The 24,233-nt window shown below is 41.3% G+C and carries 28 protein-coding genes; 1 reads left to right on the forward strand and 27 read right to left on the reverse strand.

The window, feature by feature from the left end; genetic code table 11:
• Positions 1–520: 520 nt before the first annotated feature.
• The 25 genes from JOD45_RS07590 to spoIIR all read right to left on the reverse strand — a co-directional run bounded on the left by JOD45_RS07590 (position 521) and on the right by spoIIR (position 21,882).
• Complete coding sequence (locus JOD45_RS07590) at positions 521–1,183, reverse strand: hypothetical protein (RefSeq protein WP_205003292.1); 663 nt, start codon at positions 1,181–1,183, stop codon at positions 521–523.
• A gap of 125 nt (positions 1,184–1,308) precedes the next feature.
• A complete protein-coding gene (locus tag JOD45_RS07595) occupies positions 1,309–2,016 on the reverse strand; it encodes a hypothetical protein (RefSeq protein ID WP_205003293.1) in 708 nt (235 codons plus the stop codon).
• A 207-nt stretch (positions 2,017–2,223) separates the two neighbouring features.
• The gene (locus tag JOD45_RS07600) at positions 2,224–3,108 is read right to left on the reverse strand and encodes a stage II sporulation protein SpoIIQ (protein WP_205003294.1); all 885 of its coding nucleotides are present in this window, start codon (positions 3,106–3,108) and stop codon (positions 2,224–2,226) included.
• A gap of 228 nt (positions 3,109–3,336) precedes the next feature.
• On the reverse strand, positions 3,337–4,380 hold the full coding sequence (gene spoIID / locus JOD45_RS07605) for a stage II sporulation protein D (RefSeq protein ID WP_205003295.1): 1,044 nt from the start codon (positions 4,378–4,380) through the stop codon (positions 3,337–3,339).
• 219 nt (positions 4,381–4,599) lie between these two features.
• Complete coding sequence (gene murA, locus JOD45_RS07610; RefSeq protein WP_205003296.1) at positions 4,600–5,925, reverse strand: UDP-N-acetylglucosamine 1-carboxyvinyltransferase; 1,326 nt, start codon at positions 5,923–5,925, stop codon at positions 4,600–4,602.
• Between the two features lie 92 nt (positions 5,926–6,017).
• Entirely contained in the window at positions 6,018–6,773 is a 756-nt protein-coding gene (locus JOD45_RS07615; protein WP_338056051.1) for a YwmB family TATA-box binding protein, read from the reverse strand.
• Between the two features lie 124 nt (positions 6,774–6,897).
• Positions 6,898–7,134 (reverse strand): DUF1146 family protein, encoded by a 237-nt coding sequence (locus JOD45_RS07620; RefSeq protein ID WP_205003298.1) that lies wholly within the window; start codon positions 7,132–7,134, stop codon positions 6,898–6,900.
• A 296-nt stretch (positions 7,135–7,430) separates the two neighbouring features.
• Complete coding sequence (locus tag JOD45_RS07625) at positions 7,431–7,835, reverse strand: F0F1 ATP synthase subunit epsilon (RefSeq protein WP_205003299.1); 405 nt, start codon at positions 7,833–7,835, stop codon at positions 7,431–7,433.
• Positions 7,836–7,999: 164 nt separating this feature from the next.
• Positions 8,000–9,427, reverse strand: coding sequence for a F0F1 ATP synthase subunit beta (gene atpD, locus JOD45_RS07630; RefSeq protein ID WP_205003300.1), 1,428 nt, complete (start codon positions 9,425–9,427; stop codon positions 8,000–8,002).
• A gap of 33 nt (positions 9,428–9,460) precedes the next feature.
• A complete protein-coding gene (gene atpG, locus JOD45_RS07635) occupies positions 9,461–10,321 on the reverse strand; it encodes an ATP synthase F1 subunit gamma (protein ID WP_205003301.1) in 861 nt (286 codons plus the stop codon).
• 42 nt (positions 10,322–10,363) lie between these two features.
• The gene (gene atpA, locus JOD45_RS07640; protein ID WP_205003302.1) at positions 10,364–11,875 is read right to left on the reverse strand and encodes a F0F1 ATP synthase subunit alpha; all 1,512 of its coding nucleotides are present in this window, start codon (positions 11,873–11,875) and stop codon (positions 10,364–10,366) included.
• Between the two features lie 11 nt (positions 11,876–11,886).
• The gene (locus tag JOD45_RS07645) at positions 11,887–12,426 is read right to left on the reverse strand and encodes a F0F1 ATP synthase subunit delta (protein ID WP_205003303.1); all 540 of its coding nucleotides are present in this window, start codon (positions 12,424–12,426) and stop codon (positions 11,887–11,889) included.
• Positions 12,423–12,911: a F0F1 ATP synthase subunit B gene (gene atpF, locus JOD45_RS07650; RefSeq protein ID WP_338056047.1), complete on the reverse strand. Its 489-nt coding sequence runs from the start codon at positions 12,909–12,911 to the stop codon at positions 12,423–12,425. The genes JOD45_RS07645 and atpF overlap by 4 nt, the downstream gene beginning before the upstream one ends.
• Before the next feature lie 133 nt (positions 12,912–13,044).
• A complete protein-coding gene (gene atpE / locus JOD45_RS07655; protein ID WP_205003304.1) occupies positions 13,045–13,269 on the reverse strand; it encodes a F0F1 ATP synthase subunit C in 225 nt (74 codons plus the stop codon).
• Positions 13,270–13,314: 45 nt separating this feature from the next.
• Positions 13,315–14,058, reverse strand: a complete 744-nt coding sequence (gene atpB / locus JOD45_RS07660; protein WP_205003305.1) for a F0F1 ATP synthase subunit A — start codon at positions 14,056–14,058, stop codon at positions 13,315–13,317.
• Between the two features lie 59 nt (positions 14,059–14,117).
• Positions 14,118–14,507 (reverse strand): ATP synthase subunit I, encoded by a 390-nt coding sequence (locus tag JOD45_RS07665; protein ID WP_205003306.1) that lies wholly within the window; start codon positions 14,505–14,507, stop codon positions 14,118–14,120.
• The gene (locus JOD45_RS07670; protein ID WP_205003307.1) at positions 14,488–14,721 is read right to left on the reverse strand and encodes an AtpZ/AtpI family protein; all 234 of its coding nucleotides are present in this window, start codon (positions 14,719–14,721) and stop codon (positions 14,488–14,490) included. The genes JOD45_RS07665 and JOD45_RS07670 overlap by 20 nt, the downstream gene beginning before the upstream one ends.
• Before the next feature lie 649 nt (positions 14,722–15,370).
• A complete protein-coding gene (gene upp, locus JOD45_RS07675) occupies positions 15,371–16,000 on the reverse strand; it encodes a uracil phosphoribosyltransferase (protein WP_205003308.1) in 630 nt (209 codons plus the stop codon).
• Between the two features lie 108 nt (positions 16,001–16,108).
• Positions 16,109–17,350 carry a serine hydroxymethyltransferase gene (locus JOD45_RS07680; RefSeq protein ID WP_205003394.1) on the reverse strand — a complete coding sequence of 414 codons (1,242 nt, stop codon included), beginning with the start codon at positions 17,348–17,350 and terminating at the stop codon, positions 16,109–16,111.
• Positions 17,351–17,451: 101 nt separating this feature from the next.
• Positions 17,452–18,024, reverse strand: a complete 573-nt coding sequence (locus tag JOD45_RS07685; RefSeq protein ID WP_205003309.1) for a TIGR01440 family protein — start codon at positions 18,022–18,024, stop codon at positions 17,452–17,454.
• A gap of 19 nt (positions 18,025–18,043) precedes the next feature.
• On the reverse strand, positions 18,044–18,664 hold the full coding sequence (locus JOD45_RS07690) for an arsenate reductase/protein-tyrosine-phosphatase family protein (RefSeq protein ID WP_205003310.1): 621 nt from the start codon (positions 18,662–18,664) through the stop codon (positions 18,044–18,046).
• Between the two features lie 200 nt (positions 18,665–18,864).
• Positions 18,865–19,443: a manganese efflux pump MntP gene (locus JOD45_RS07695; protein WP_205003311.1), complete on the reverse strand. Its 579-nt coding sequence runs from the start codon at positions 19,441–19,443 to the stop codon at positions 18,865–18,867.
• 121 nt (positions 19,444–19,564) lie between these two features.
• A complete protein-coding gene (locus JOD45_RS07700) occupies positions 19,565–20,608 on the reverse strand; it encodes an L-threonylcarbamoyladenylate synthase (protein ID WP_205003312.1) in 1,044 nt (347 codons plus the stop codon).
• A gap of 80 nt (positions 20,609–20,688) precedes the next feature.
• On the reverse strand, positions 20,689–21,132 hold the full coding sequence (locus JOD45_RS07705) for a GNAT family N-acetyltransferase (protein WP_205003313.1): 444 nt from the start codon (positions 21,130–21,132) through the stop codon (positions 20,689–20,691).
• A 102-nt stretch (positions 21,133–21,234) separates the two neighbouring features.
• A complete protein-coding gene (gene spoIIR, locus JOD45_RS07710; RefSeq protein ID WP_239549144.1) occupies positions 21,235–21,882 on the reverse strand; it encodes a stage II sporulation protein R in 648 nt (215 codons plus the stop codon).
• Positions 21,883–21,919: 37 nt separating this feature from the next.
• Between spoIIR and JOD45_RS07715 the strand changes: the two genes are divergently transcribed.
• Positions 21,920–22,063, forward strand: a complete 144-nt coding sequence (locus JOD45_RS07715; protein ID WP_205003405.1) for a hypothetical protein — start codon at positions 21,920–21,922, stop codon at positions 22,061–22,063.
• Positions 22,064–22,104: 41 nt separating this feature from the next.
• Here JOD45_RS07715 and prmC read toward each other — a convergent pair whose 3' ends face one another.
• Positions 22,105–22,968, reverse strand: a complete 864-nt coding sequence (prmC, locus tag JOD45_RS07720; protein WP_205003396.1) for a peptide chain release factor N(5)-glutamine methyltransferase — start codon at positions 22,966–22,968, stop codon at positions 22,105–22,107.
• Positions 22,969–22,970: 2 nt separating this feature from the next.
• Entirely contained in the window at positions 22,971–24,053 is a 1,083-nt protein-coding gene (gene prfA / locus JOD45_RS07725; protein WP_338056049.1) for a peptide chain release factor 1, read from the reverse strand.
• Between the last annotated feature and the right edge of the window lie 180 nt (positions 24,054–24,233).

Raw genomic sequence — 24,233 nt, forward strand, 5'->3', positions numbered from 1 at the left:
CCAGGATCAAACTCTCAATAAAGTATGGATGTTGAACATCCTTTATAAAAACTGTGAAACAGTTAAACTTTTAATCGTTATGATCCTTAGCTGTTTTTGAAAGTTGCCCTTTCAATCACGCTTGGCTTTTGTTTAGTTTTCAAAGAACAATCGTTATTTTTAAGTCTTTGCCGTTTGACAGCGACTTTTTCATTATATCAAGTTGCGAATGTCTTGTCAACAACTTTTTTGTTGTCTTTCGCTTTTGTTTTGCTTCTTTTGAAGCGGCGTTATTAATAATAACATTTTAGTAAGTTAGTGTCAATAACTTTTTTGTTATTATTAATTGGTTTTAAGTTAATTTTTAAAGCCGCTTTATAGCGACATTTATTATCTTATCACCTAAAGTATATAAAGTCAACAATTATTTTTTACTAAGATTAGATTATATCTTTATCAAATATATACATGCAAAGCGCTTGGGTTACCCTCATAAACCTTAATATATAGGAGCCATTGTAATTAATGGCTCCTATATACTCTATTCTTGGTCGACCCAATCGTATTTAAGTTCTTTTACTTTGCCGTCTTTATCAATATCAAGTCTAACCTGCTTATCGGTTAAGTTAACTTTGTGTCCGTTAGTATCTTGCTTAAAGTCTGAGGTCTTAGTATAAGTTTTCTTGCCGCTTGGCACTTGAACACTGATGTGGGTTTTATCACTGGTCAGCAATTTGCCGATGACACTGTAAGACCCATCGTTTTTACGTTCATAAATGCCGTTCTTGTCAGCTAAAGTCATAGGTGTTGGTTCAAGTGATTTGGCCTGCTGCTTATCATGAGTGACTTCGACATCAACTTTTTTGTCTTTTAAATTACCTTTAAATCCTTTAAGGTTCTTTTTAAAATCGGCGGCTTTTTTAACGTGGACATCATCGCCGTTAATATTGAGCTCAACTTCCTTACTGTCATCTTTAATGTACTTTCCAGTAATATTAAAATCGGCGTTTTTCTTATTTTTATCATCAGCCTTAGAATACTTCCGCAAATCCACTGTTTTGCCATTTTGGTCTTTGGCGGTTTGTTTAGTTGGCGCATTATCTTTGTTATTCTGCTTGTTCGCTGTGTTACAGCCAACTAAAACTAAAGTGAGCATTAGACAAACACTGACAACCAATAAGAGTTGTTTACGCATTTTCTTCATGAAATGTTTCCACTCCTTTAATATATAGCTCAGTTCATTTTCAAAAGTAGTATTCCCGCTAATTTCTAAAAAAATCATGAATGATCCAAAATAAGCATAAAAAAGGAGCCGGAGGCGGCTCCATATTATCTTTGGTCAATCCAATTATATTTAAGTTCTTTCACTTTGCCTTTTTTATTCACTTTAATCCGGACCATTTTACCTTTTAAATGGACGCCTCTTCCGTCAGTATGTACTTTAAAGTCTGACGTTTTGGCATAAGTCTTTATTCCATTCGGCACTTGGATGCTGACGTGAGTCTTATCAATAGCTATAAGTTTTCCAATAACCTTAACATCACCGCCGGTTTTGTGTTCATAGACACCGTCCTGATCGGCCAAAGTCATAGGCGCTGGTTCAAGCGACTTGGCAAGCTGGTTATTATGAGTCACTTCTACGTCAACTTCCCTGTCTTTCAGTCCGCCTTTAAAACCTTTTAAGTCCTTTCTAAATCCAGGTGCCTTTTTAATATATATGTTGCGGCCGTCAATATTTAATACAATGACGCTGCTGTTCTCTTTAACATACTTTCCGATTACATCAAAATCTTCGCTTCCTGTATTTATATCAGGATCCTTGGAGTAATTCCTCAAATCAACTTGACTCCCATTTTGATTTCGGGCTGTGTTGTTATATATTGTGTTATAGCCGGCGTTCTGCTTGCGGTAGCCGTTATTATCGACATGATTAGCCGTGTTGTTCCCTTTATTGCCATTTGAGCAAGCGGTTAAGGCTGTTGTTGTCATAAGAAAGAAACCCATAATTAATATAAGATGTTGAGTTAATCTTTTCATCTAATAGATTCCGCCCCTTCTTCCTTTTTATAAAAAATATTATTGCCAGCCTGTTCCTAAATAAAACATCATGCCATTTTTTTAAAGCATAAAAGAAGGAATATTAAATCATGCATGGAATATATAAACATGGGAAAAGTAAAAAAAAAGCCGCCTTATGGCGACTAGAATGAGATAAAGGATAAACCGTTTGTGTTGTGTGTCTTCTTATCCAGCATTAGACGAAGATACATCACTGTTATCTGAACTTTGATCAGTTGATCCTTTTTTGCTTTCATTTGGATTTTTCATATTGTTGTCTTTATTCGGTGTAACATTTTCATTGTTATCTTTGCCTTCTGGTTTCTTAGGCATTTCTTTTCTTGGTATGCTGCTGTTTGTTTTATTGACATTATCCAGACTTGATAATCCTTTTGAAAAGTATTTTTCCGGATTAACAGCGACGCCATCTTTTCTGATTTCGAAATGGACGTGTACGCCAGCGTCTTTATTAAACTCGCATTGACCGGCCTTGCCAATTTCCTCACCTTGAGAAACGGTTTCTCCAGGTTTAACAGACATTGAAGCTAAGCTTTCATAAACTGTTGTAACGCCGTTTTTGTGCTGAAGTTCTACAACATTTCCCAGCAAATTATCTTTTTCCGCTTTTACAACTTTCCCGCTCATTGCTGCCGTTACCGCAAAAGATTTATTACCTTTGGCTGCAATATCTATTCCGGTATTTTGCGTATAGGAATGATTATAATTTACTAGGGCGGCTGCTTGCTCTTCTTCTGAAGCTTTTGGATCATAGAATGGTTGAACGACATTAACAGCATTTCTGTCTTCTACAGGCCATTTAAAGTTTTCTTTCATACTATTAACCGGTACAGCGTTTTTATCTTTTTTGTTGATTGCTATATTGTTAGCCTGATGTTTCTCCCCGGATTGATGATGCATACCATCCTTTTGAAATACTAAAGCACCGGTCAAAATTAAAGCAGCAACACCAAGATAGACAGCTGGAAGAAACCAACGTTTTCTAGTTAACTTGCGCAAACGCCATTTTGCAGCTTCTTCACGCAAATTTTTCGGATCTTTTTTATCCGTCATGTTTATCACCTCACGAACCATTCTGATCAGATTCGGTGTGATATATACATAGACAGGCAAAAAAGTGTTAAATATTTTTCGACAACTCTATTATTTTTAAATATCTTTCTGTTTACTTTAAAACATTCCTTACTGCACCTTAAATCAATAAGCAGAAATAGCGCTCCATACGAAAAATGGCGACCAAGGGCTATTCCTCCTTGGCACCGCCGTTTTCCTATTAAATGCTTATCTTGAAGTTATCTCTTTCATAAAGGGTTCCATACTCGAAATTTTTACACCTCTATAATAATAAGCAACAATATCTTTATAGCTTTTCCCTTCCTTTGCCATGCCATTGGCGCCGTATTGGCTCATCCCAACCCCATGGCCGTAACCTTTTGTTTCAACGTTTATGCTGTCTCCGTCCCTTACCATCGTAAAATCACTTGAATTCAATTTCAGCTTTTCTCTGACTTGTCTTCCAGTAAATATTTTATTGCCGATTTTTATCTTTCCAACACGATGTCCAGGGGTAATCTGCAGCACTTGCCCCACTTTTCCGTTTTGATTAGGGATTGCAACATTTAATTCAGATTCCAGCGCCCCTACCGTTATCGTTGTTTTTGTCTTATATTTCGGTGAGTTTTTGTCCCACGGGCTTGGCACGCTTTTTAAATAAGGATAAGGGCGGTTCCAATAGTCCTCAGCATTCTCGGTATAGCCGTTGCTTGTTGAGAAAAAAGAAGCTGTAATTGGTTTCCCGTCATAAGTTAAAATTTGCCCAGCGGTATCGCTGACTGCCTTATCTATTTTTTTGATTTTCCTATCGTAATCAGGTCCCCATAACCTTTTCAGATCGGATCTGTCTTCGAAAGCTTGATCCATTGTTGTATCCGTAACCTCAGCTCCTTTTGGCAAATGAATGCTGTCTTTCGCCAGAAGATGGCCGACAATATAAGTTCGTGCGGTTAGCGCCTGTGCTTTAAGCGCTTCAATATCAAAGTCGGCCGGCATCTCAGAGCTTACAACCCCAACCAGATAGTCATGGAGCGGCAGACTTTCAACTTTATTCTCGCTTGACCTGTAGACAGAGACAGTAACAGCCGGGTCTTCTTTCATTTTAGGCGACGTTGGGGCCGTTTTATAGGACATGTCTATTCCGCCGGGCTTGTGAGTTTTTTTCTTTGGATCTGCCGAATCTGCATGGTGTTCAAATGGAAATACAATCAGTGATGGTATGATCAGTACAACGGTGACTAGTACAGCTAAGATGATGATAGGTCGTTTCATGCATTGCCCTCCCCAATATCATTAGATGAATATGGTACTAGCCTATGGCAGAGGACAAGCCTTTAGAACATACCTGACCAATATTGACATTTTAATGAATGGGCGATCATTTATGGTCTAAAATGCGATATGTATCATAAAATGGTTGTGGGGAGTCATTTAACCTAAAAGACTTAACATATAAAAAAGAGCCGCTTTGTAACGGCTCCTTGTTTTACCTTATGCAAATTTAGGTTTCATATTCAACTTAGGAAGATTATTGACAGGTTCTTTTGTAAGTTTTTCTTCAGCTTCGATTCTCTTAATGTCAGCGCCTAACCTTTGCAGCTTGCCTGCAAAATCAACATAACCGCGGTCAATGTGTTTCAATTCATTAACTCTCGTCACACCGTCTGCAATCAATCCGGCAATAACCAGGGCAGCTCCGGCACGAAGATCTGTTGCAGACACTTCTGCGCCCTGTAATTGGCACGGTCCATTAATGATAGCCGATCTTCCTTCGATTTTGATGTCCGCATTCATGCGCCGGAATTCCTCAACATGCATAAAACGATTTTCAAAGACAGTCTCGGTAATGACTGACGATCCTTTTGCTTTTAGAAGCAATGCCATCATTTGCGACTGTAAGTCAGTCGGAAATCCTGGATGAGGCATTGTTTTGATATCAGCTGGTTTTAGAATATCCGGTCCATTAACGCGAATGCCATTCAATTCTTCATTAATAATAACGCCCATTTCTTCAAGCTTAGCAATTAAAGGACGTAAATCCGCTGCACGAGCCCCTTCAACTAGGACATTGCCTCCAGTAATAGCAGCAGCAATCATAAATGTGCCCGCTTCAATACGATCCGGAATAATGCTATGTTCAACGCCTTTTAATGCCTTTACGCCGGTAATGCGGATCGTGCTGTCTCCGGCGCCTGTCACTTTTGCACCCATTGCATTTAAATAATTGGCCAGATCTTCAATTTCCGGTTCACGAGCACAATTTTCAAGTACTGTTTCTCCTTCAGCAAGAACAGCTGCCATCATGAGATTTTCGGTAGCCCCTACACTCGGAAAGTCAAGATAAATGTTTGCACCTTTTAAACGGCCATTTACACTAGCTTCTATAAAACCATTGCCAAAGTTAACCTTTGCACCCATTGCTTCAAAGCCTTTAATGTGCTGATCTATTGGTCTAGAACCAATGGCACAACCGCCAGGCATAGCAATTCTTGCGTGGCCAACGCGGGCCAAAAGCGGTCCCATCACCAATGAAGAAGCTCTCATTTTACGAACATATTCAAAAGGTGCCTCGGTCAATAAGTCACCTTGGGCATTAACAGTGATTGTATTATTTTCATAAGAAACATCCGCATTTAAATGTTTAAGTACTTCTTTAATCGTATAAACATCCGCAAGTGCAGGAACATTATATATTGTACTTGTGCCCTTATGTGCTAATATTGATGCAGCAATTACGGGAAGCACAGCGTTTTTTGCGCCTTCAACTTTTACAGTGCCTGATAGGCGCTTCCCGCCACGAACAATGATATTCTCCAACATATTCCCCTCCGCGTCCAATTTCGTAACTCCATTTGCTTATCTTGAATGATAGGAGTTATGGTTCGTTCTCGCCTAATCTTTTTTATTTATTAATATTCAGACGTGATAATTGGTGTGCCTATAGTAATCGTAGAGGCATTCCCAACAGTTCTCAACGCCACCTGAAGATTCATTTTTCGCTGATTTGTTTCGATCGAGTCCTTCCAATATCTATTATATGCAGAAACTGATACAAACGTTTTTTCATTATCTTGTTCAACTTTTTCAGCCGAAAAATGGGCCAAAACTTGTTCAGTTCTTTTTAATAAACCAGCTTTCATTTTACCACTGTATTTGCCATTAACACAAGAGAATATTGTCTCTTTTCCATTAAAAATTTTTGACAATTTGGTTGCGATTTCTCTGGAATTGAATCGCCAGCTTTTCCGGTTCCACTCATTGCCCTGAACTTCGTATATTATATACGTTTTGTATTGGTTATTTTGGGGGTAAGCAAAGAAAGAAACACTTTCTTTGGCTTTCGTATTCGGGATGATGCGATAACCTGTCAGTTGATAAGTCCCTTGTTCTTTTGTTATAGACTGCCATTTATACTCAGGCAAGCTCTCCTTAAAATGGCCAGCCTGTTCATAAAAATCCTCCGGGCGCTTGAATGGATAAGATATTTCTCTTGCGTATAAAGACCAATGAGATACTTCCGCCTTCTGCTCTTTAACTGCATCAACCATATCTTCAAGCTGCTTAAAAGACGCTTGATAGTTTCTTGATTGAGCTGTGCTGTGAGAATAAGCACCAAAGAAAAAAATAATGATAAAAAGTAAAGCTGTGATATTAGACTTTTTCACATCGGCCAACCCCTCTCCTGTTTTTTAGTCTAGCCAGGGAGAGGCAGGACATACGTGAAACTTCTAGTCAAAAAAGTGCATGAAACGACACTTTGATGTCCAAAAATTCCCTTCCAACATCTTTTTAGCGATTGTATATTTGCGGAAGATTAAGAGACCAGCCAAAGTAGTCTAAGAAGAATTCTGCCACAAGATAACTGATGGCAATGGTTATAAATATAAGCAGAAGTCTTGCCTTAGGACCTCTTGGGTTATGTACAAACAGGTCCAGTTTCACGCATTGGATTGCCCACCATACGGCAATTAATGCGATGATATGAACAATTAAATGCAAAGCAGATTGGACACCAAAATTAAACAATAATTTGCAACCCACCTTTCAGGTTATTCCCTATCCCCAAAAACAAACATTATTTTACCTTATTATGTTAACATATTTTTTTCATTCTTTCGAATGAGTAAGATAAGTTTTTACAAAAATAACTAACAAATTTGTGACAATTTTTTCATTTGACCGGTTTAATGAATTTTATCAACAGTCTTTTTTCGTATTGACTGGTATTATCATATCACCAAAAGGTTCCCAAGTGTTAGGGATTATTGTCCCGAGAAAAGTAAAAAACCGCAAGCTTTTTTGCTTACGGTTTTTTACGTGATTTATTTTTGACCAGCAGTGTTCAAGCGATTTTCCGCACGCTTTAAACTTTGCAATGCTTCTTCATACTCTTTAGTGCCTTTTTCAAGCTGAGACAGACGGCTTTCCGCCTTCTCCTTAGCCTGCTTGGCACGTTCTACATCAATATTCTTTTTCAATTCTGCGGCTTCAGCCAAAATGGTCACATGATCAGGACGAACTTCGATAAAGCCGCCGCTGACCGCTACATATACCGTTTCACCATAGCTTTTTAAGCGTACTGTACTGATTTCAAGCGGTGCAACAAGCGGCATATGGTTTGGCAATATGCCAATCTCACCGGTTGTTGCTCTTGCACAGACCATGTGAACTTCCCCTTCGAACACTTTGCCGTCAGGTGTAACAATATCTGTTTGGATGGTGTTCATTTGATTAAGCCCTCCTGGTTAAAACAGAAGTAAAGTGCTCCTGCCCCATAGCATATTCATAGACGAACCGCCTTCTTCCCGATGCGCTTACGGCAGTTCGGGAAACTGGGCTCGTCTCCTTGGGTCAATGCTTTAAAGGATGTTCAATTTGAACGCCCCTATTATTAACCTTGAACAGCCTTTTCCATTTCTTTTGCTTTTTCTACTACTTCTTCAATACGGCCTACAAGACGGAAAGCATCCTCAGGAAGATCATCATATTTGCCTTCTAGAATTTCTTTGAAGCCTTTGATCGTTTCTTTTAATGGTACATAAGAACCTGGTTGTCCTGTAAATTGTTCCGCCACGTGGAAGTTTTGTGATAAGAAGAATTGGATTCGGCGTGCACGGTTAACAATCAGTTTATCTTCGTCAGACAATTCATCCATACCCAAGATAGCGATAATATCTTGAAGTTCTTTATATCTTTGAAGCGTTTCTTGAACTTGACGGGCAACACTATAGTGCTCTTCGCCAACAATTTCAGGCGCCAAAGCACGTGATGTTGATGCTAACGGGTCAACCGCTGGATAGATACCCATCTCAGTCAAGCTTCGTTCAAGGTTCGTTGTAGCATCCAAGTGTGCGAATGTTGTTGCCGGCGCGGGATCCGTGTAGTCGTCCGCAGGCACATAAATCGCTTGAATAGATGTAACAGAACCTTTCTTTGTAGATGTAATTCTTTCTTGAAGCTGACCCATTTCCGTTGCAAGCGTTGGCTGATAACCTACGGCAGAAGGCATGCGCCCGAGAAGCGCTGATACTTCTGAACCCGCTTGAGTAAAACGGAAAATGTTGTCGATAAAGAGCAGCACGTCTTGACCTTCTTCATCACGGAAGTATTCAGCCATTGTAAGACCTGTAAGCGCAACACGCATCCGTGCGCCAGGCGGTTCGTTCATTTGGCCGAAAACCATTGCTGTTTTGCTAATAACGCCTGAATCACTCATTTCGTGATAAAGGTCGTTACCTTCACGTGTCCGTTCGCCGACGCCAGCAAATACGGAAATACCGCCGTGCTCTTGTGCAATATTATTAATAAGTTCTTGGATTAAGACGGTTTTACCAACACCGGCGCCGCCAAACAGACCGATCTTACCGCCTTTAACGTAAGGTGCAAGCAGGTCGATAACTTTAATGCCTGTTTCAAGCACCTCTGTTTTTGTCGTTAATTCATCAAAAGAAGGCGCCTCGCGGTGAATTGAATCTCTGCGTACATCGCTAGACACATCTTCTTTTAAATCAATCGGTTCACCTAATACGTTAAACACACGTCCGAGCGTTGCCTCACCGACAGGCACTGAAATCGGTGCGCCGGTATCTTCAACTTCCATACCGCGTACAACACCGTCAGTTGACGCCATTGCAATGGTACGTACTGTATCATTTCCAAGGTGAAGGGCAACTTCAAGCGTTAACTTAATATCTACTTCACTGGATGATTGGGCTTTATAGTTAATTTTAAGTGCGTTGTTTAGTTCAGGGAGATGACCGCGTTCAAACTTGACGTCTACAACCGGCCCAGTTACCTGAGTTACGACACCCTTATTCATCGTATTCCCTCCTGTCATCACTGATTAATCACATTAATCAAGCGCCGCTGCACCGCCGACGATCTCACTGATTTCTTGTGTAATCGCCGCTTGACGTGCACGGTTATAAGATAGTTCTAATTGAGAAATCAATTCATTAGCATTGTCAGTCGAATTCTTCATGGCTGTCATTCGGGCAGCATGTTCTGCCGCTTTTGCATCAAGAAGCGCACCGTAAATGAGCCCTTCAGCATACAACGGCAGCAAATTTTCTAAGACTTCTTCAGCTGACGGCTCATACTCGTAATTTAGCTTTTGGCCTGATGTATCAAGATCTGTTAAAGGCAATAACTTAACATCTGTCAATTGTTGTGTAATTGCACTGATAAAGTGATTGTAAATCATGTAAAGCTCATCAATTTCTTCAGACGCAAACAGATCGACAGCCTTTTTCGCTAGCGCCTTTACGTCATCATAAGACGGCTGGTCAGGCAAACCAACGACACTTGCCGCTACAGGCATATGACGTTTGTTAAAATGCTTTAATCCCATTTTCCCGACAACAATGATTGTATACTCTTCACTTGATTTATGGCGTTCTGATATCAATTCTTGCACATATTTCAGCACATTGTTGTTGTAGGCGCCTGCTAATCCGCGATCAGCTGTAATGACAAGATAACCCGTTTTCTTAACAGGGCGGGAATCAAGCATTGGATGCTTGACGGCTCCCCCGCCCCCAGCTGCTATCCCGGCTACGACATCTTGTAATTTATCCGTATACTCGGTATATGATCTCGCATTTTCTTGAGCGCGATTTAATTTAGCTGCAGAAACCATTTCCATGGCTTTAGTGATTTTACGGGTTTTCTTTGTTGAAGTGATCCGCGACTTTATATCACGCATTGAGGGCACTTCGATTCACCACCTTTAGACTGCATTGGGGTCATCAACGCATTATTTATCCGATGCAACAAATGTTTTCTTAAATGCATTAATGGCTTCTTTGAAATCATCTTCGTTAGGCAGCTGACCTGTTTCTTTAATGTGTTTCAGCAAGTCTTGATGATTTTCATCCATATAAGCAAGGTATTCCGCTTCAAAGCGCTGTACATCTTCTAATGGAATGTCATCTAAGAATCCGCGTGACAGCGCATAAAGAATAGCTACTTGCTTTTCTACCGGATACGGGTTATGAAGATCTTGCTTCAAAATCTCTACCGTTCTTTGACCGCGTTCCAGCTTCGCCAATGTTGCTTTATCCAAGTCAGAACCAAATTGAGCGAATGCTTCTAGTTCACGGAAAGAAGCAAGGTCAAGTTTCAAAGTGCCTGAAACTTTTTTCATCGCTTTGATTTGCGCATCACCGCCGACACGCGATACGGAAAGACCTGCATTAACCGCCGGACGAACGCCTGAATAGAACAAGTCTGATTCTAGGAATATTTGTCCGTCAGTGATTGAAATAACGTTCGTTGGGATATAAGCTGAAATATCCCCTGCTTGGGTTTCGATAATAGGAAGTGCTGTTAAAGAACCGCCGCCTTTCGCATCACTAAGCTTTGCAGCGCGTTCCAAAAGTCTTGAATGAAGATAGAAAACATCCCCTGGATAAGCTTCACGACCCGGCGGACGGCGAAGCAGCAAGGATAATTCACGGTAAGCGGCCGCTTGTTTCGATAAATCATCATAGATGATTAACACGTGTTTGCCGTTATACATAAATTCCTCGCCCATTGATACCCCGGCATATGGCGCGAGATATAAAAGCGGAGCCGGTTCAGAAGCGCTCGCTGAAACGACAATTGTCTTTTCAAGCACGCCATGAGCCCTAAGCGTTTCTACAACACCCGCTACTGTTGATTCCTTTTGTCCAATCGCTACATATACGCTAATAACATCTTGATCTTTTTGATTAATAATCGTGTCAATAGCAAGCGACGTCTTACCTGTTTGTCTGTCACCAATAATCAGCTCACGTTGTCCGCGGCCAATCGGAATTAATGCATCGATAGCTTTTAACCCTGTTTGCAAAGGTTCATGAACGGACTTACGGTCCATAACGCCCGGTGCCGGACTTTCAATCGGACGCGTCTTTGTTGTATTAATCGGCCCTTTCCCGTCAATAGGCTGACCAAGCGGGTTAACCACACGGCCAAGAAGTTCTTCACCGACAGGAACTTCCATAATGCGGCCTGTCCTTTTAACTTCATCACCTTCGTGGATATCTTTATATGGTCCTAAAATAATGATACCTACATTGCTTTCCTCAAGGTTTTGAGCGATTCCCATGACACCGTTAGCGAATTCTACAAGTTCGCCGGCCATGCAGTTATCAAGACCATGAACGCGGGCGATACCGTCACCGACTTGAATAACGGTGCCAACATCGCTTACTTGAACTTTAGATTGATAATCTTCAATCTGTTGCTTAATTAACGAGCTAATTTCTTCCGCTTTAATGCCCAAAACATTCACCCCTATCTAGCTACTTTAAGTTCCTGTTTGAATCTAGCCAGTTTACCGGCCATTGTTCCGTCATACAGGCGATTTCCAATACGAACCAAAAGCCCACCGATAACATCTGGGTCTACTTTGGTCTTAATTCTTAATTTTTTATTTAAAGTTTGGCCCAAAGTCTCAGCCAATTTCTCTTTTTCTTTTTCTTTGAGAGGTGTCGCTGTCGTAACAACGACTTCAACAATTCCTCTATGTTGATTGGCCATCGCTGTAAATTCATCTACAACGTCATTGAAGATGCCTTCGCGATGATGATCAATCAACACTTTTAATAGATTAACGACTTCTTCGTTAACTTCTTTCTTAAAAACTTGCTCTATAATGGCTTTCTTATCTTTAGAATCGATTTGTGGATGTGAAAGGACACTTTTTAATTCACGATGTTGATTAATCGTCGTTCCTACTAATTGACATTGCTCTTCAACAGCATCGACCGTCTCGCGTTCCTTTGCAACCTCGAATAAGGCGCGAGCGTAGCGTTCCGCCACGGCTTCGCTCATAGACGATCCCCTACCTGTTTTAAGAATTGATTAATCTCTTTATCGTGTGATTTCGCGTCCACTTCTTTTTCAAGCACTTTAGAAGCAAGCATGACAGAGAGCTCAGCCACCTCATCGCGAATCGATGCAATAGCCTTTTCTCGTTCGCTTTCAATTTCTTCTTTTGCTTGTTCGATCATGCGTTCAGATTGAGCTCTTGCGTCTTCGATAATTTTCTGCCCTTCATTTTCTGACTGGCGTTTAGCGCGTTCAATAATATCCTTTGCTTCTTCGCGCACGCGGTTAAGCTCTTCTTTTTGCTTTGCTAGTAACGCTTCTGCTTCTGCTCGATTCGCTTCTGCAGCAGAGATTTCATTATCTATATAATCTTGCCTTTGTTTCATAACGCCCATCATTGGACGAACAGCAAATTTTCCTATGATAATCATTAAGATTAAAAAGACAATCAATTGAAACAACATTGTTCCAAAATGGAAATCAAGCACGCTTGCCACTCCCTTCAATTAAGTTGGTTGTTCAACTAGCCCGGGAATCCTATGGACACATAACGATTTGAATCAGCGTCCCGGTGTACAAAGAAAGCGGGGGCAAGATTCTCCCCCTGCTGAATTAATTATCTTATATAACACCAAAGAGTACTAGAATACCGAAGGCGATTGAAATAATCGGCAGCGCCTCAACAAGACCAAGCGTGATCATGGCTTGTCCGAAAAGCTTGCCTTGTGCTTCTGGCTGACGAGCGATTCCTTCAAGATAACGACTAAATAGAATACCATTACCAATACCTGCCGCAAGGGCACCAAATGCGATCATAATACCACCAGCAATAACTGCTAAACTCATGTGAAAATTCCTCCCTGTTATTAATAAATAAAGTCAATCAATGGATTAATGTTCATCTGCTACTTTTTGCGAGATGTATACCATAGCTAAAACAGTAAATATATAGGCCTGTATACAGCCGACAAAGACCGAAAAGCCTATCCATAGGAACATTGGTACGGCTGTTAAATATGGAATACCTTCACGCAGGATCAGAATGAGCACTTCACCTGCAAAGATATTTGCCCACAACCGCGCAGCATGCGTAACCGGCTTTGCGCATTCATCAATCAGATGCAGCGGGAACATCAAGGCGTACGGTTGGAAATAATGGGCAAAATACCGCTTCGGACTTTTGAATAATCCTGAGAAATGGGCATATAATGCAATGGCAAACGCCATCGCCACAGTAACATTAATATCAGATGTCGGCGATTTAAACCAACTGATTTCATGGCTTGTTTTTAGTGCCTTTTCAGTAATGCCAAGCGAAGGGATTGCACCATGCACTTCAGAATTTACCATCACGATAACACCCAGCATGTTCGCAATTAATACGAAAAGGAAAGTGGTTATCGCAAAGCTAAGGTATTTTTCCGCTTTCTTAGCTTCCAGCATCATATTCGTAATGCCCCGTATAAATTCAATCACATACTCCATGACGTTTTGTGCGCCGCGCGGCTTCATGCTCCTGCCGCGGGATAACAAAAACACAATCAATAGTACGATAATTGCTGTAACAACAGTGCCAATCATTACCGTTACATCAAACGTCATCCCAAGGAACTTTATCTTCGGAGTCAGTTCCATGAACATCCCTCCCTTCATATAATAAAAGATTAATTAAATAGTGTTTAAAACACGCACTATTAAGTGGATTTTTTTATATAGTAGAAACCCGCAGAGACGATCATGACTATGAGACCCAGCGGCAATCCCAATAGAAGAGACCGGTAGTCGATCCATTCAGGAAAACGGCACGCCAATATAATGCCAAATATAACTACCGCTATTCGGCTTAATGTCTTGAGTCCCACGAGCTTCTGAGATCCTGAAGCTGCCAGTTTGCCAGCGAGCATGACGCGATATGCCATGTGGAACACATTATAAAAACTGATTAATCCGCCAATGATAAAGCCGGCAATGATAGATTTGGCTGGAATTAAAAACCATAGGAAAATTAAGAAAATCAGAATACAGCTTGAAAGGATAATCGTTATTCGGCAAGATCGAATCAATTCATTTGTCACCTTGCTCATCCTTTATAAAATGAATTAAAGTGAATATTGCGCTTGCAATGCCGATAATCATGCCGCCGATGCTGCCGACGGCGACGCAAATTGGGGCTGTACCATAATGAGCATCTAGAAAACGGCCTAACCAAATTCCGCCGTAAATAAAGGCGAAAATTTCAAATCCAAGCATTCCTGTCAGACCGACCATGCGCCAAGGGTCTTTTGATTTCTTATTCACAAGACACCCCTTCCCTTAAGTTAGCATCTAAACGCTTAAGGTAACTTTACTTTAAGGATGGTGAGTGAGGTAAGTTTCGAAAAGCGCGCAATTTAGAAGCGAATGCAGAATATAGAGACAAATGCGACATTACAACATACTTTAAACACACACTAATAAATCTTTTTCATCGAGTTATTCGTATATTGTATGCATTCGTAAACACAGTCAGCTCATATAGCGTTAACCCGCAAAAGCTTAAAAACTCACGAAATATTTCTTCGCTTTATAGGGCTTTTTAAAGGTAAAATTTAAGCTGTTTTCAAATTTTCCTAACCCTAGTTAATCGTATCGAAAGCGCTATCTTGTTGTCAACACTATAAAAGAATCTGTTCAAAAAAGTTTCATAAGGTTCCCAGGTTTGTCACAATTAAACCTCCACTTTTATATTATTAATGAAATTTATTATTTTTCATAGCGTTTATTTTTGGTAAATGCGACGGAAATGTGAACGTCAAACAAGCCGCTAAATAAAAGACAAGCAATGCATAAAAAAGCAGCCGCTTGTCCTTAAATAGCGTTCAAAAACCGCGGAAACATTACTTTCTTCATTCCTGAATAATCCTCTGATAGAATTCTCAAAAAGATCCGGTTTATTTAGTCCTGAACCTTATTTTGTCCCAAATAAGCGGTCCCCTGCATCACCCAGGCCAGGAACAATATAACCGTGTTCGTTTAACTTTTCGTCCAGCGCGCCCAGATATATGTCAATATCAGGGTGATCTTTTTTAACTTGTTCAACGCCTTCCGGGGCAGCGATCAGGCACATCAGTTTCATATTAACCGCACCTTTTTCCTTCAGAAGCGTTAATGCAGCGGAAGCGGAGCCGCCTGTTGCCAGCATTGGGTCAACAACGATTAACTCTCTTTCTTGGATATCTGATGGCAGTTTGCAGTAGTATTCGACGGGCTTCAATGTTTCAGGATCCCGATATAAGCCGACATGGCCGACTTTTGCAGCAGGAATAAGGTTAAGCATGCCGTCTACCATGCCAAGACCGGCACGCAAGATTGGAATAATACCCAGTTTCTTGCCTGCTAATTGATAAGCTTTGGCCTTACAAACAGGCGTCTCTATTTCAATTTCTTCAAGCGGCAAATGACGGGTAATTTCAAAAGCCATTAATGTTGCAACTTCATCGACAAGTTCACGAAAGGCTTTCGTCCCGGTCCGATAATCACGAATATGCGTCAGTTTATGTTGAATTAATGGATGATCTAAAACATTTACTTGTCCCATCAAATCCTCCTCTACAATTCTCTCTCGACAAATTTTACACAAAACAAGATAAGGATTCAACTTCATTTTTAAAAGGAGGCCTTTTTAGACCTCCTTTTCGGATATCACTTATAGATTTTTATATAAAGGATGCTTCTTCGTCAAAGCGAGCACGCGCTCTTTTGATTCACTTAAAGCTTTATCGTCTTCGCGGTTCTTTAGTGTAAAGGCAATAATTGAGGCAATTTCCTCCATATCCTCTTCTTTAAAGCCGCGGGATGTTACAGCCGCAGTTCCCATTCTCACGCCGCTGGTGACAAATGGTTTTTCCGGGTCAAACGGAATGGTATTTTTGTTGGTTGTAATACCAATAGCGTCAAGCACCTTCTCAGCGTCTTTGCCTGTCATATTTAAGTTGCGGACATCTAGAAGGACAAGGTGATTGTCAGTGCCGCCTGAAACAAGTTCGAGTCCTTCTTCTTGTAATTTTCGGCCAAATGCTTGAGCGTTTTTGATAATTTGATCAGTATATTCTTTAAATGAAGGCTTAAGCGCTTCACCTAATGCAACAGCTTTTGCAGCAATAATATGCATGAGCGGGCCGCCTTGCAGTCCTGGAAATACAGCCTTGTCTATTTGCTTCGCGAATTCTTCTTTGCAAAGAATCATGCCGCCGCGCGGGCCGCGTAAAGTTTTATGAGTTGTTGTTGTTACAAAATGCGAATACGGTACTGGATTTTGATGATAGCCGGCAGCTACAAGACCAGCGATATGGGCCATATCAACCATTAAATAGGCGCCCACTTCATCCGCAATCTCGCGGAAACGTTTGAAATCAATTTCCCGAGGATATGCGCTGGCTCCAGCGACAATAAGCTTTGGTTGATGTTCTTTGGCTTTTCGAAGAACATCAGCGTAATCGATGCGATGCGTTTCTTTATCAACGCCGTATTCAACAAAATTGTACTGTTTACCGCTAAAATTCACAGGGCTTCCGTGTGTCAGGTGACCGCCATGGGATAAATTCATTCCTAAAACCGTATCACCATGTTCAAGAATGGTATAGTAAACAGCCATATTGGCTTGTGCACCAGAATGGGGCTGCACGTTAACATGTTCTGCTTGGAATAATTCCTTTGCACGTTCTCTTGCCAAATCCTCTACAATATCAACATGTTCACAACCGCCGTAGTAGCGGCGGCCGGGATAACCTTCTGCATATTTATTCGTTAAAACAGAACCAGCAGCTTCCATGACTGCTTCACTTACAAAATTTTCAGATGCAATAAGTTCAATTTTGTCTCGCTGACGATTTAATTCTTGCTGAATCGCTTCGTAAACCTTCGAATCTTGCTCTTTAATGGCTTCCATTGCAACGGCCCCTTTCACGAATCTTGTCACCCATTATATTAACACAACTCATTCTATAAAAATAGCCGATTTATTAACAGTTTTTTAAATAATTAAAAGTTCTAAAAATGATTGATTTTCTCTTTTTCCGGATAGACAGCGCGCTCCCCGCCTATCAGTTTCGGACGCGTTCTCGCCATTGTGACATGGGCATGGCCAATTTCTCGAATCGTACTTCTGACAGGAACCGCGACCTCTTTTAAATGCATGCCGATAAATGTATCCCCTATATCGATGCCGCAATCCGCCTTAACAGATTCAACAACAACGGGATCCTTTAAATTATTATAAGCATAAGCAGCCATTGAACCTCCCGCTGACCGAACGGGTACGACCGTTACTAAATCTAAATGCCTTTCTTTAGCAACGCTTCGCTCAACGACCAGCGCCCGATTTAAATGCTCGCAGCATTGAAAAGCGTACTGCACGCCTGTTTTTTCTTGGAATTTAACCAATGCTTTATATATGGCACGAGCCACGTCAACAGTTCCTGATGTCCCGATATGCTCACCAATTACTTCACTTGTGCTTGCTCCAACAACTAATAAATGTTCATGATTCAGAGGCATGGCTCTGTTCAAGTCGTCCAGTACTTTTTCAAGTCGTTGTTGGATATCTTGGATTTCGTCCGCCAATTGGATTCGCCCTTTCTGACTAGAAGTTTTTCACAAGTTTTTCAATTAAATCTTCAATTTCCCTGCAAGCTTGTTCGTAATCCTCAACAGACCCTCCAAAAGGATCGTTAATATCCAGATTAGGAAACTTCGCTTCTAATTCTCGCACTATCTCCATATCCTTTTCAATACTTTCCCGTAATTTTTTTTCCCTTTCAGCTTGGTCTTTATTTGGCTTAACATCACCTTTTTTATTCATAAGTTTCGATTGTTTTTCCAAAAGATCAGCCGTTTTCTTTTTTATTTGTTTCCATTGCTCTTCTTCATCTTTCCCTAGTAAAATAAATTCCTTTAATGTATAGGTTTTGTCTATAGATTCAGGATATTGCCCGCATAATAACTGCTTATGGTTCTCAGTCATTGTTAATATTAAATCAGCCCAATCAATTAACGACTTATCGAGGGCCTGGGATCGGTGGTCAACTGAAATATCCCTGTCTTTTAAGACTTGAACGGCATGCGGGTGTGCGGGGCTGCCATTGTTCGCAAAGACTCCCGCTGATTTTACATTAAAGATATCCTTCCCCTTATGTTTCAGTATAGCTTCTGCCATCGGGCTCCTGCATGTATTGCCGGTACAGACGAACAGGATATTTTTCACACTAACACTCCTTTTAAATGTCCATGAATATAAAGAAAGCTTGCTTGCCAAGCATCAGAGAAGCAGCCTGATTAATGGCGCTCTCCCTCAGCAGCAGAATTCTGAGAAGCCCATTCAAAACTGCAAAAGAGGCTTTATTTCATGTTGCAGCCTTCATAGTGTATAAGAAAAACGCCCTGCACAGGCGCCTTTGTCCATTATTATATTATAAAATGCCAAGCATGTAATAATATCTTTAATCCAAAAGTAAATAAAATAAATCCCCCAAACGCTTCACTGTATCTGCCGAGAAACCGCTGGGCTTTTTGTCCTATCATTAAGCCTAGCCACGTCAAAATCATACTCATAAATCCGAACATAAAAATCGTTAATAACACGCGGGCACCGAAAATTCCTAAGCTTAGGCCGACAGAAAAGCTGTCGAGGCTGGCGCTGACAGCAAAGATGAAGAGGCCAAAACCTATCGGCTGAACGAGCGGTTTATCTTCCTTATTCGTCAGTGACGCCAGCATCATTTGCGCGCCCAGCAAAAGCAAAAGAACGCCGCCGATCATCGCGGCTATGCTGCCGAAATGATGCGAAAGAAAAAAGCCGACCAACATGCCTAAAAGCGGCATTACGACATGGAAGACCCCAATAACAATCCCTATCTTCATCATTTGTTTAAGCCTTAACTCAAGCATGCCCATCCCCATGCCGATAGAAAAAGCATCCATGCCGAGGGCAGTTGCCATTAAAAACAGTGTAATGATTTCTCCGATTAAACATCCCGTTATCATAATCCGCCTCCTTAACATGCCGCTACCAAAAAAATATGCATGTCCGAAGCGAATTAGAACAAGCTGTGAATAACCGGGGCTAACAGGGTCTGACCCTGTGAATTGTTGATAAGTTCTATTTTTATTCTATTGTTCTTCCCCCTGCCGCTTTAGATAAACGGTTCATAATCGCTGCACCTATGCCTTTCATTGGAAATGTTTCGCTGAGTATTATATCAACATGCGTTTCATCAAATGCTCTTAAGCTGTCATAAAGGCAATGGGCCACGCTTGCAAGATCAGCGCGCTTTCCACAGGCGATAACGGCTGCGGCCATTGGGTATTCACATTTATTTTCTTCGGTTGTTAACACGCCGACCCGCTTATGATTCGATTGAGCAAGTTTCGCCAATTCCTGAATTTTTTCCTTGCCGCCCGCCACTAGATAAACCGGCGCTTCCGGTGCATAATGCTGATATTTCATCCCAGGCGACTTAGGAGGCTTATCAGGCTGGCTCAGGGCCGGATCAGTCGTTACTTTACCTACAACTGCTTCTAATTGTTCACGGGTAACACCGCCCGGCCGAAGAATGGCAACCGGTTCAACCGTGCAATCCACAACTGTAGATTCAACCCCTACGCCACTGGCGCCGCCGTCAACGACGCCGGCGATTTTTCCATTTAAGTCATCTAAAACGTGAGAAGCAAGCGTCGGGCTTGGCCGGCCCGAACTGTTGGCTGACGGTGCCGCAATCGGCAGGTTTGCCGCTTTTATAATGGCGTGAGCAACAGGATGTTCCGGCATTCTTACGGCAACCGTTGACAAACCGGCTGTGACTCTCTTTGACAGCGCGCCTGTTTTAGGCAAAACAATTGTCAGCGGACCGGGCCAAAAAGCATCAATCAGTTTTTGAGCTGAATCAGGAATGCTGTCACAAATTTGGTGCAGCTGTTCCAAAGAGGCGACATGAACGATTAACGGATTATCGCTTGGTCTTCCTTTCGCTCTATAAATTTTTTCTATAGCTTCATCAGAGAGGGCGTTCCCTCCCAGACCATAGACTGTTTCCGTAGGGAATGCCACCACTTCATTGCCTTTTAGGCATGCAGCAGCTTCTTGGATTTGTGGACAGCCGCTTAGGTTATCCACATTTTTATTAACATGCCATTGCTTTGTTGCTGTCATTGCTAAAACCCCTTTATTTACTGCTGTTTACCCACAATCGCCAGTGGACTTATTCACACATCTGTGGATAAACACATTGATTATGTGCATAACTCTTTAAATAAAAACATCATTCGTTGTTGATAATTTGTATAAGTTTGCTCCCAATCCCTTTGAAGATATTCAGGCAAATTGGAAAAAGCGACCTCTTCAAAACCTAACGGCGCAAACAAAGCAGAACCCACCGGTGTTGCAAAATAAACCTTTGTGGCTTTCTTCTTGGTAGCATAAGCTAAAGCTGTATTTAGAAAGTAAATGATATCGTCAGTCTTACATTTGCTTCCATCGATCACTAACGAACGCAAGACCGCTTCGCGATTTATTAAGTCAATGCCAATGACGCCAATGAGTGCATTCGACTTATCCATTAACAATAAAAACTGAATATTGTCAGTTGATTCCGGCAGGCTGACACCTGCTTTTTCCGTAAACTTCTTAACCTTTTCCCTGTCTTCAGCCTTTGCAATATAAACAACCGTATCCATATTAAGTCCTCCTAATCTATCAATGAACATTCTATTAAATATATATGATAGATAAGGAGGAAATAGACTTATTTATTTAAAAAAGGCGTTAAAAAATCTATCTTATGAAAACATGCCTTTGACCGCCTGGACAAGACTTTCAATCCAATCGACAATAAAGAACTTCACTTTAACATCTTTGTTGTTTTTTTGATCTTGCAAATGAGAGTCTGCTGTTTTTGAAAGATGATTACCTTGATGATCCGGCTTCACTGCATCGCCATGGCTAAAATCCAGAAAGCAAAGCGGAGGAAATAACACGCACCACCAATTGGCGCCTTCCCCTTTTCCAAGAGTAATAACCAATGCGTCATAAGTACCGGCCGGATAGACATAACCGCCGTACATTTTCGTCGGAAACTTAGCCGGACCAAGTTTTACTGTGAAATTTTCATGCAAGTGCATGTCGTCCAATTGATGCTGCACCGTTGTATTGATATCATCCATATGCGAACGGATCACGTGCTTCGCTTGATCAAATGATTTCAAGTTTTTGACCCAACCGTTAATATTCGCATTAACAGCATCGCGAATTTGACGCTTAACCGCTTGATCATTGGCACTGTTGCTGTTCGCTAATATTCTAAGACGAATAGCTTTATCAGGAATTCTGACTGATTCATTTGCTTTTGATAGATTTTGCTCAAACTGCATAAACATAATAAATAGAATAAGAGAAAAAGTAATGATAAGTGCTAAACGATGTTTCATAACCATCCCGCCCCTTTCACAACATAGTGTTGACGGGATGATCACAAAACAAACATCAAAACGTTCAACAACAAGCGACACTTCTCGAATAGGGTTCGAGCTGAACGAGAAGCTGGCTATACTTCTTCGAATAGACTTTGCAGAAAGCACATTGCCGCTTCTCGGCATTTGCCAGACATAAAGGATAATGTTATTCAATAACCAGCAGCGGCTCCCATGCCTTTAACCCTTCTCTATAACCGCGAAAACCATTCTATCCTTCCCATTAATATCCTTCTGAACAGTTATTGAGCGAAGCTGGCTGCCAAAGGCTGACGCCGCCATTTCCGATAACACTTTTCCCTGTTCAGCGCCTATTTCAAAAGCAAGAATCAGTTTGGATGATACCGCCTGCGGAATTTGCCGAATAATTTTCCGGTAACAATCGAGACCGTCAGCGCCTCCCGACAATGCCAGAACAGGCTCATAGTCTTTAACAAGGCTGTCCAGCCCGACAAGCTCTTCATCGGCAATATACGGGGGGTTTGAAACAATAATATCAAAGGTTTGTTTCCCTAAAAACGGCTCAAGAAAACTGCCTTGTTCAAAATTAACGTTAGCGCCAAGCTTTGCTGCATTTTCTTTCGCAACAAATAATGCCTTTTGAGAGATATCAACTGCATAAACATCCAAATTGGGATTTTCCAGCGCGAGCGAGACAGCAATCGCCCCGCTTCCGGTTCCGATATCACATACTTTTAATGTTTTTCCTTTAGGAAACTCGGTGTCTGCCATTTTCAAGACACCTTGAACAAGCTCTTCCGTTTCCGGCCGAGGTATCAAGACATCCGGCGTCACTTTAAACTCCCGTCCGTAAAACCATTCAGAACCAATGATATATTGGACAGGAATGCCGGCAGCATGCTCATGGATTTTCTTCTCATACCATTGTTGATCTTCAAGCGATAAAGATTCCCTTATATTTATTAATAACTCGGTTCGGCTTATTCCTAACCGGCGGCAAAGCAAATATTCTCCCGCATTTTCGTCTCTATTGTGTTCTTTTAAAAAAGAAGAAGCCCAATTAAGGGCTTCATATATCTTCATTGTCATTGTGCTTCCGCCTGTTCAATTAACTTCGCTTGTTCATCAACGATTAATGCATCGATGATTTCATCAAGTTTGCCTTCAAGAATTTGATCAAGCTTTTGCAGCGTTAGACCAATCCGGTGATCGGTGACACGGCTTTGCGGGAAATTATAAGTGCGGATGCGTTCAGAACGGTCACCCGTTCCAACTGCTGATTTGCGGTGCGCCGCATATTCTTCCTGTGCTTCTTTTTGGAACTTATCGTATATTCTTGCCCGAAGCACTTTCATTGCTTTTTCTTTATTTTTGATCTGCGACTTCTCATCTTGGCATGAGACGACAATACCCGTCGGAACGTGTGTTAAGCGAACCGCTGACATCGTCGTGTTAACGCTTTGTCCGCCTGGTCCGCTCGAAGCAAATGTATCCACACGAATATCTTTTTCATTAATGTCAACTTCAACTTCTTCGGCTTCAGGGAGTACAGCAACTGTTGCCGTAGAGGTATGGATACGCCCGCCTGATTCTGTCTCCGGCACACGCTGTACGCGGTGGGCGCCGTTTTCATATTTAAGTTTGGAATATGCTCCCGTACCGTTAATCATAAATATAATTTCTTTGTAGCCGCCGACTTCATTTGGGCTTGCTTCGATAACTTCAGTCTTCCACCCTTGCGCTTCCGCATAGCGGGAATACATTTTGAACAGATCGCCCGCAAATAAAGCAGCTTCATCACCGCCGGCAGCGCCTCTGATTTCAACAATAACGTTTTTATCATCATTAGGGTCCTTAGGAATAAGCAATACCTTCAATTTCTCTTCTAAGCTTTCTTTTTCTTCCTCTAACTCGGCGATTTCTAATCTGACCATTTCCTTCATGTCGTTATCCAGCTTCTCTTCAAGCATTTCCTTTGCATCCTTCAGCTGGTCTTCGACGTCCTTATATCGGCGAAAGGTTTGCACCGTTTCCTCAAGGTCAGATTGTTCCTTCGAATATTCACGAAGTTTTTTTGTATCGCTAATGACATCCGGGTCAGATAATAGCTGGTTTAATTTTTCGTAACGGTCTTCAAGTGACTGTAAACGTTCAAGCACCGTCTTCACCTCATTTTCTTCCTATACCAATAAATACGTATTCAAATTTGAACAACCATTATAATATATTCATTATATTATAGGGTTTGCAGCCAGTCAAAGCTGCCTAAGTTGTTTATTTGCCATTTAAGTATTACACTCTTATAAAAGCGTTTTAATTCTGTAAAACTAAAGCGAAAGCGGGGAACA

This window comes from Scopulibacillus daqui (assembly GCF_016908855.1).
Classification (GTDB): domain Bacteria; phylum Bacillota; class Bacilli; order Bacillales; family Sporolactobacillaceae; genus Scopulibacillus_A; species Scopulibacillus_A daqui.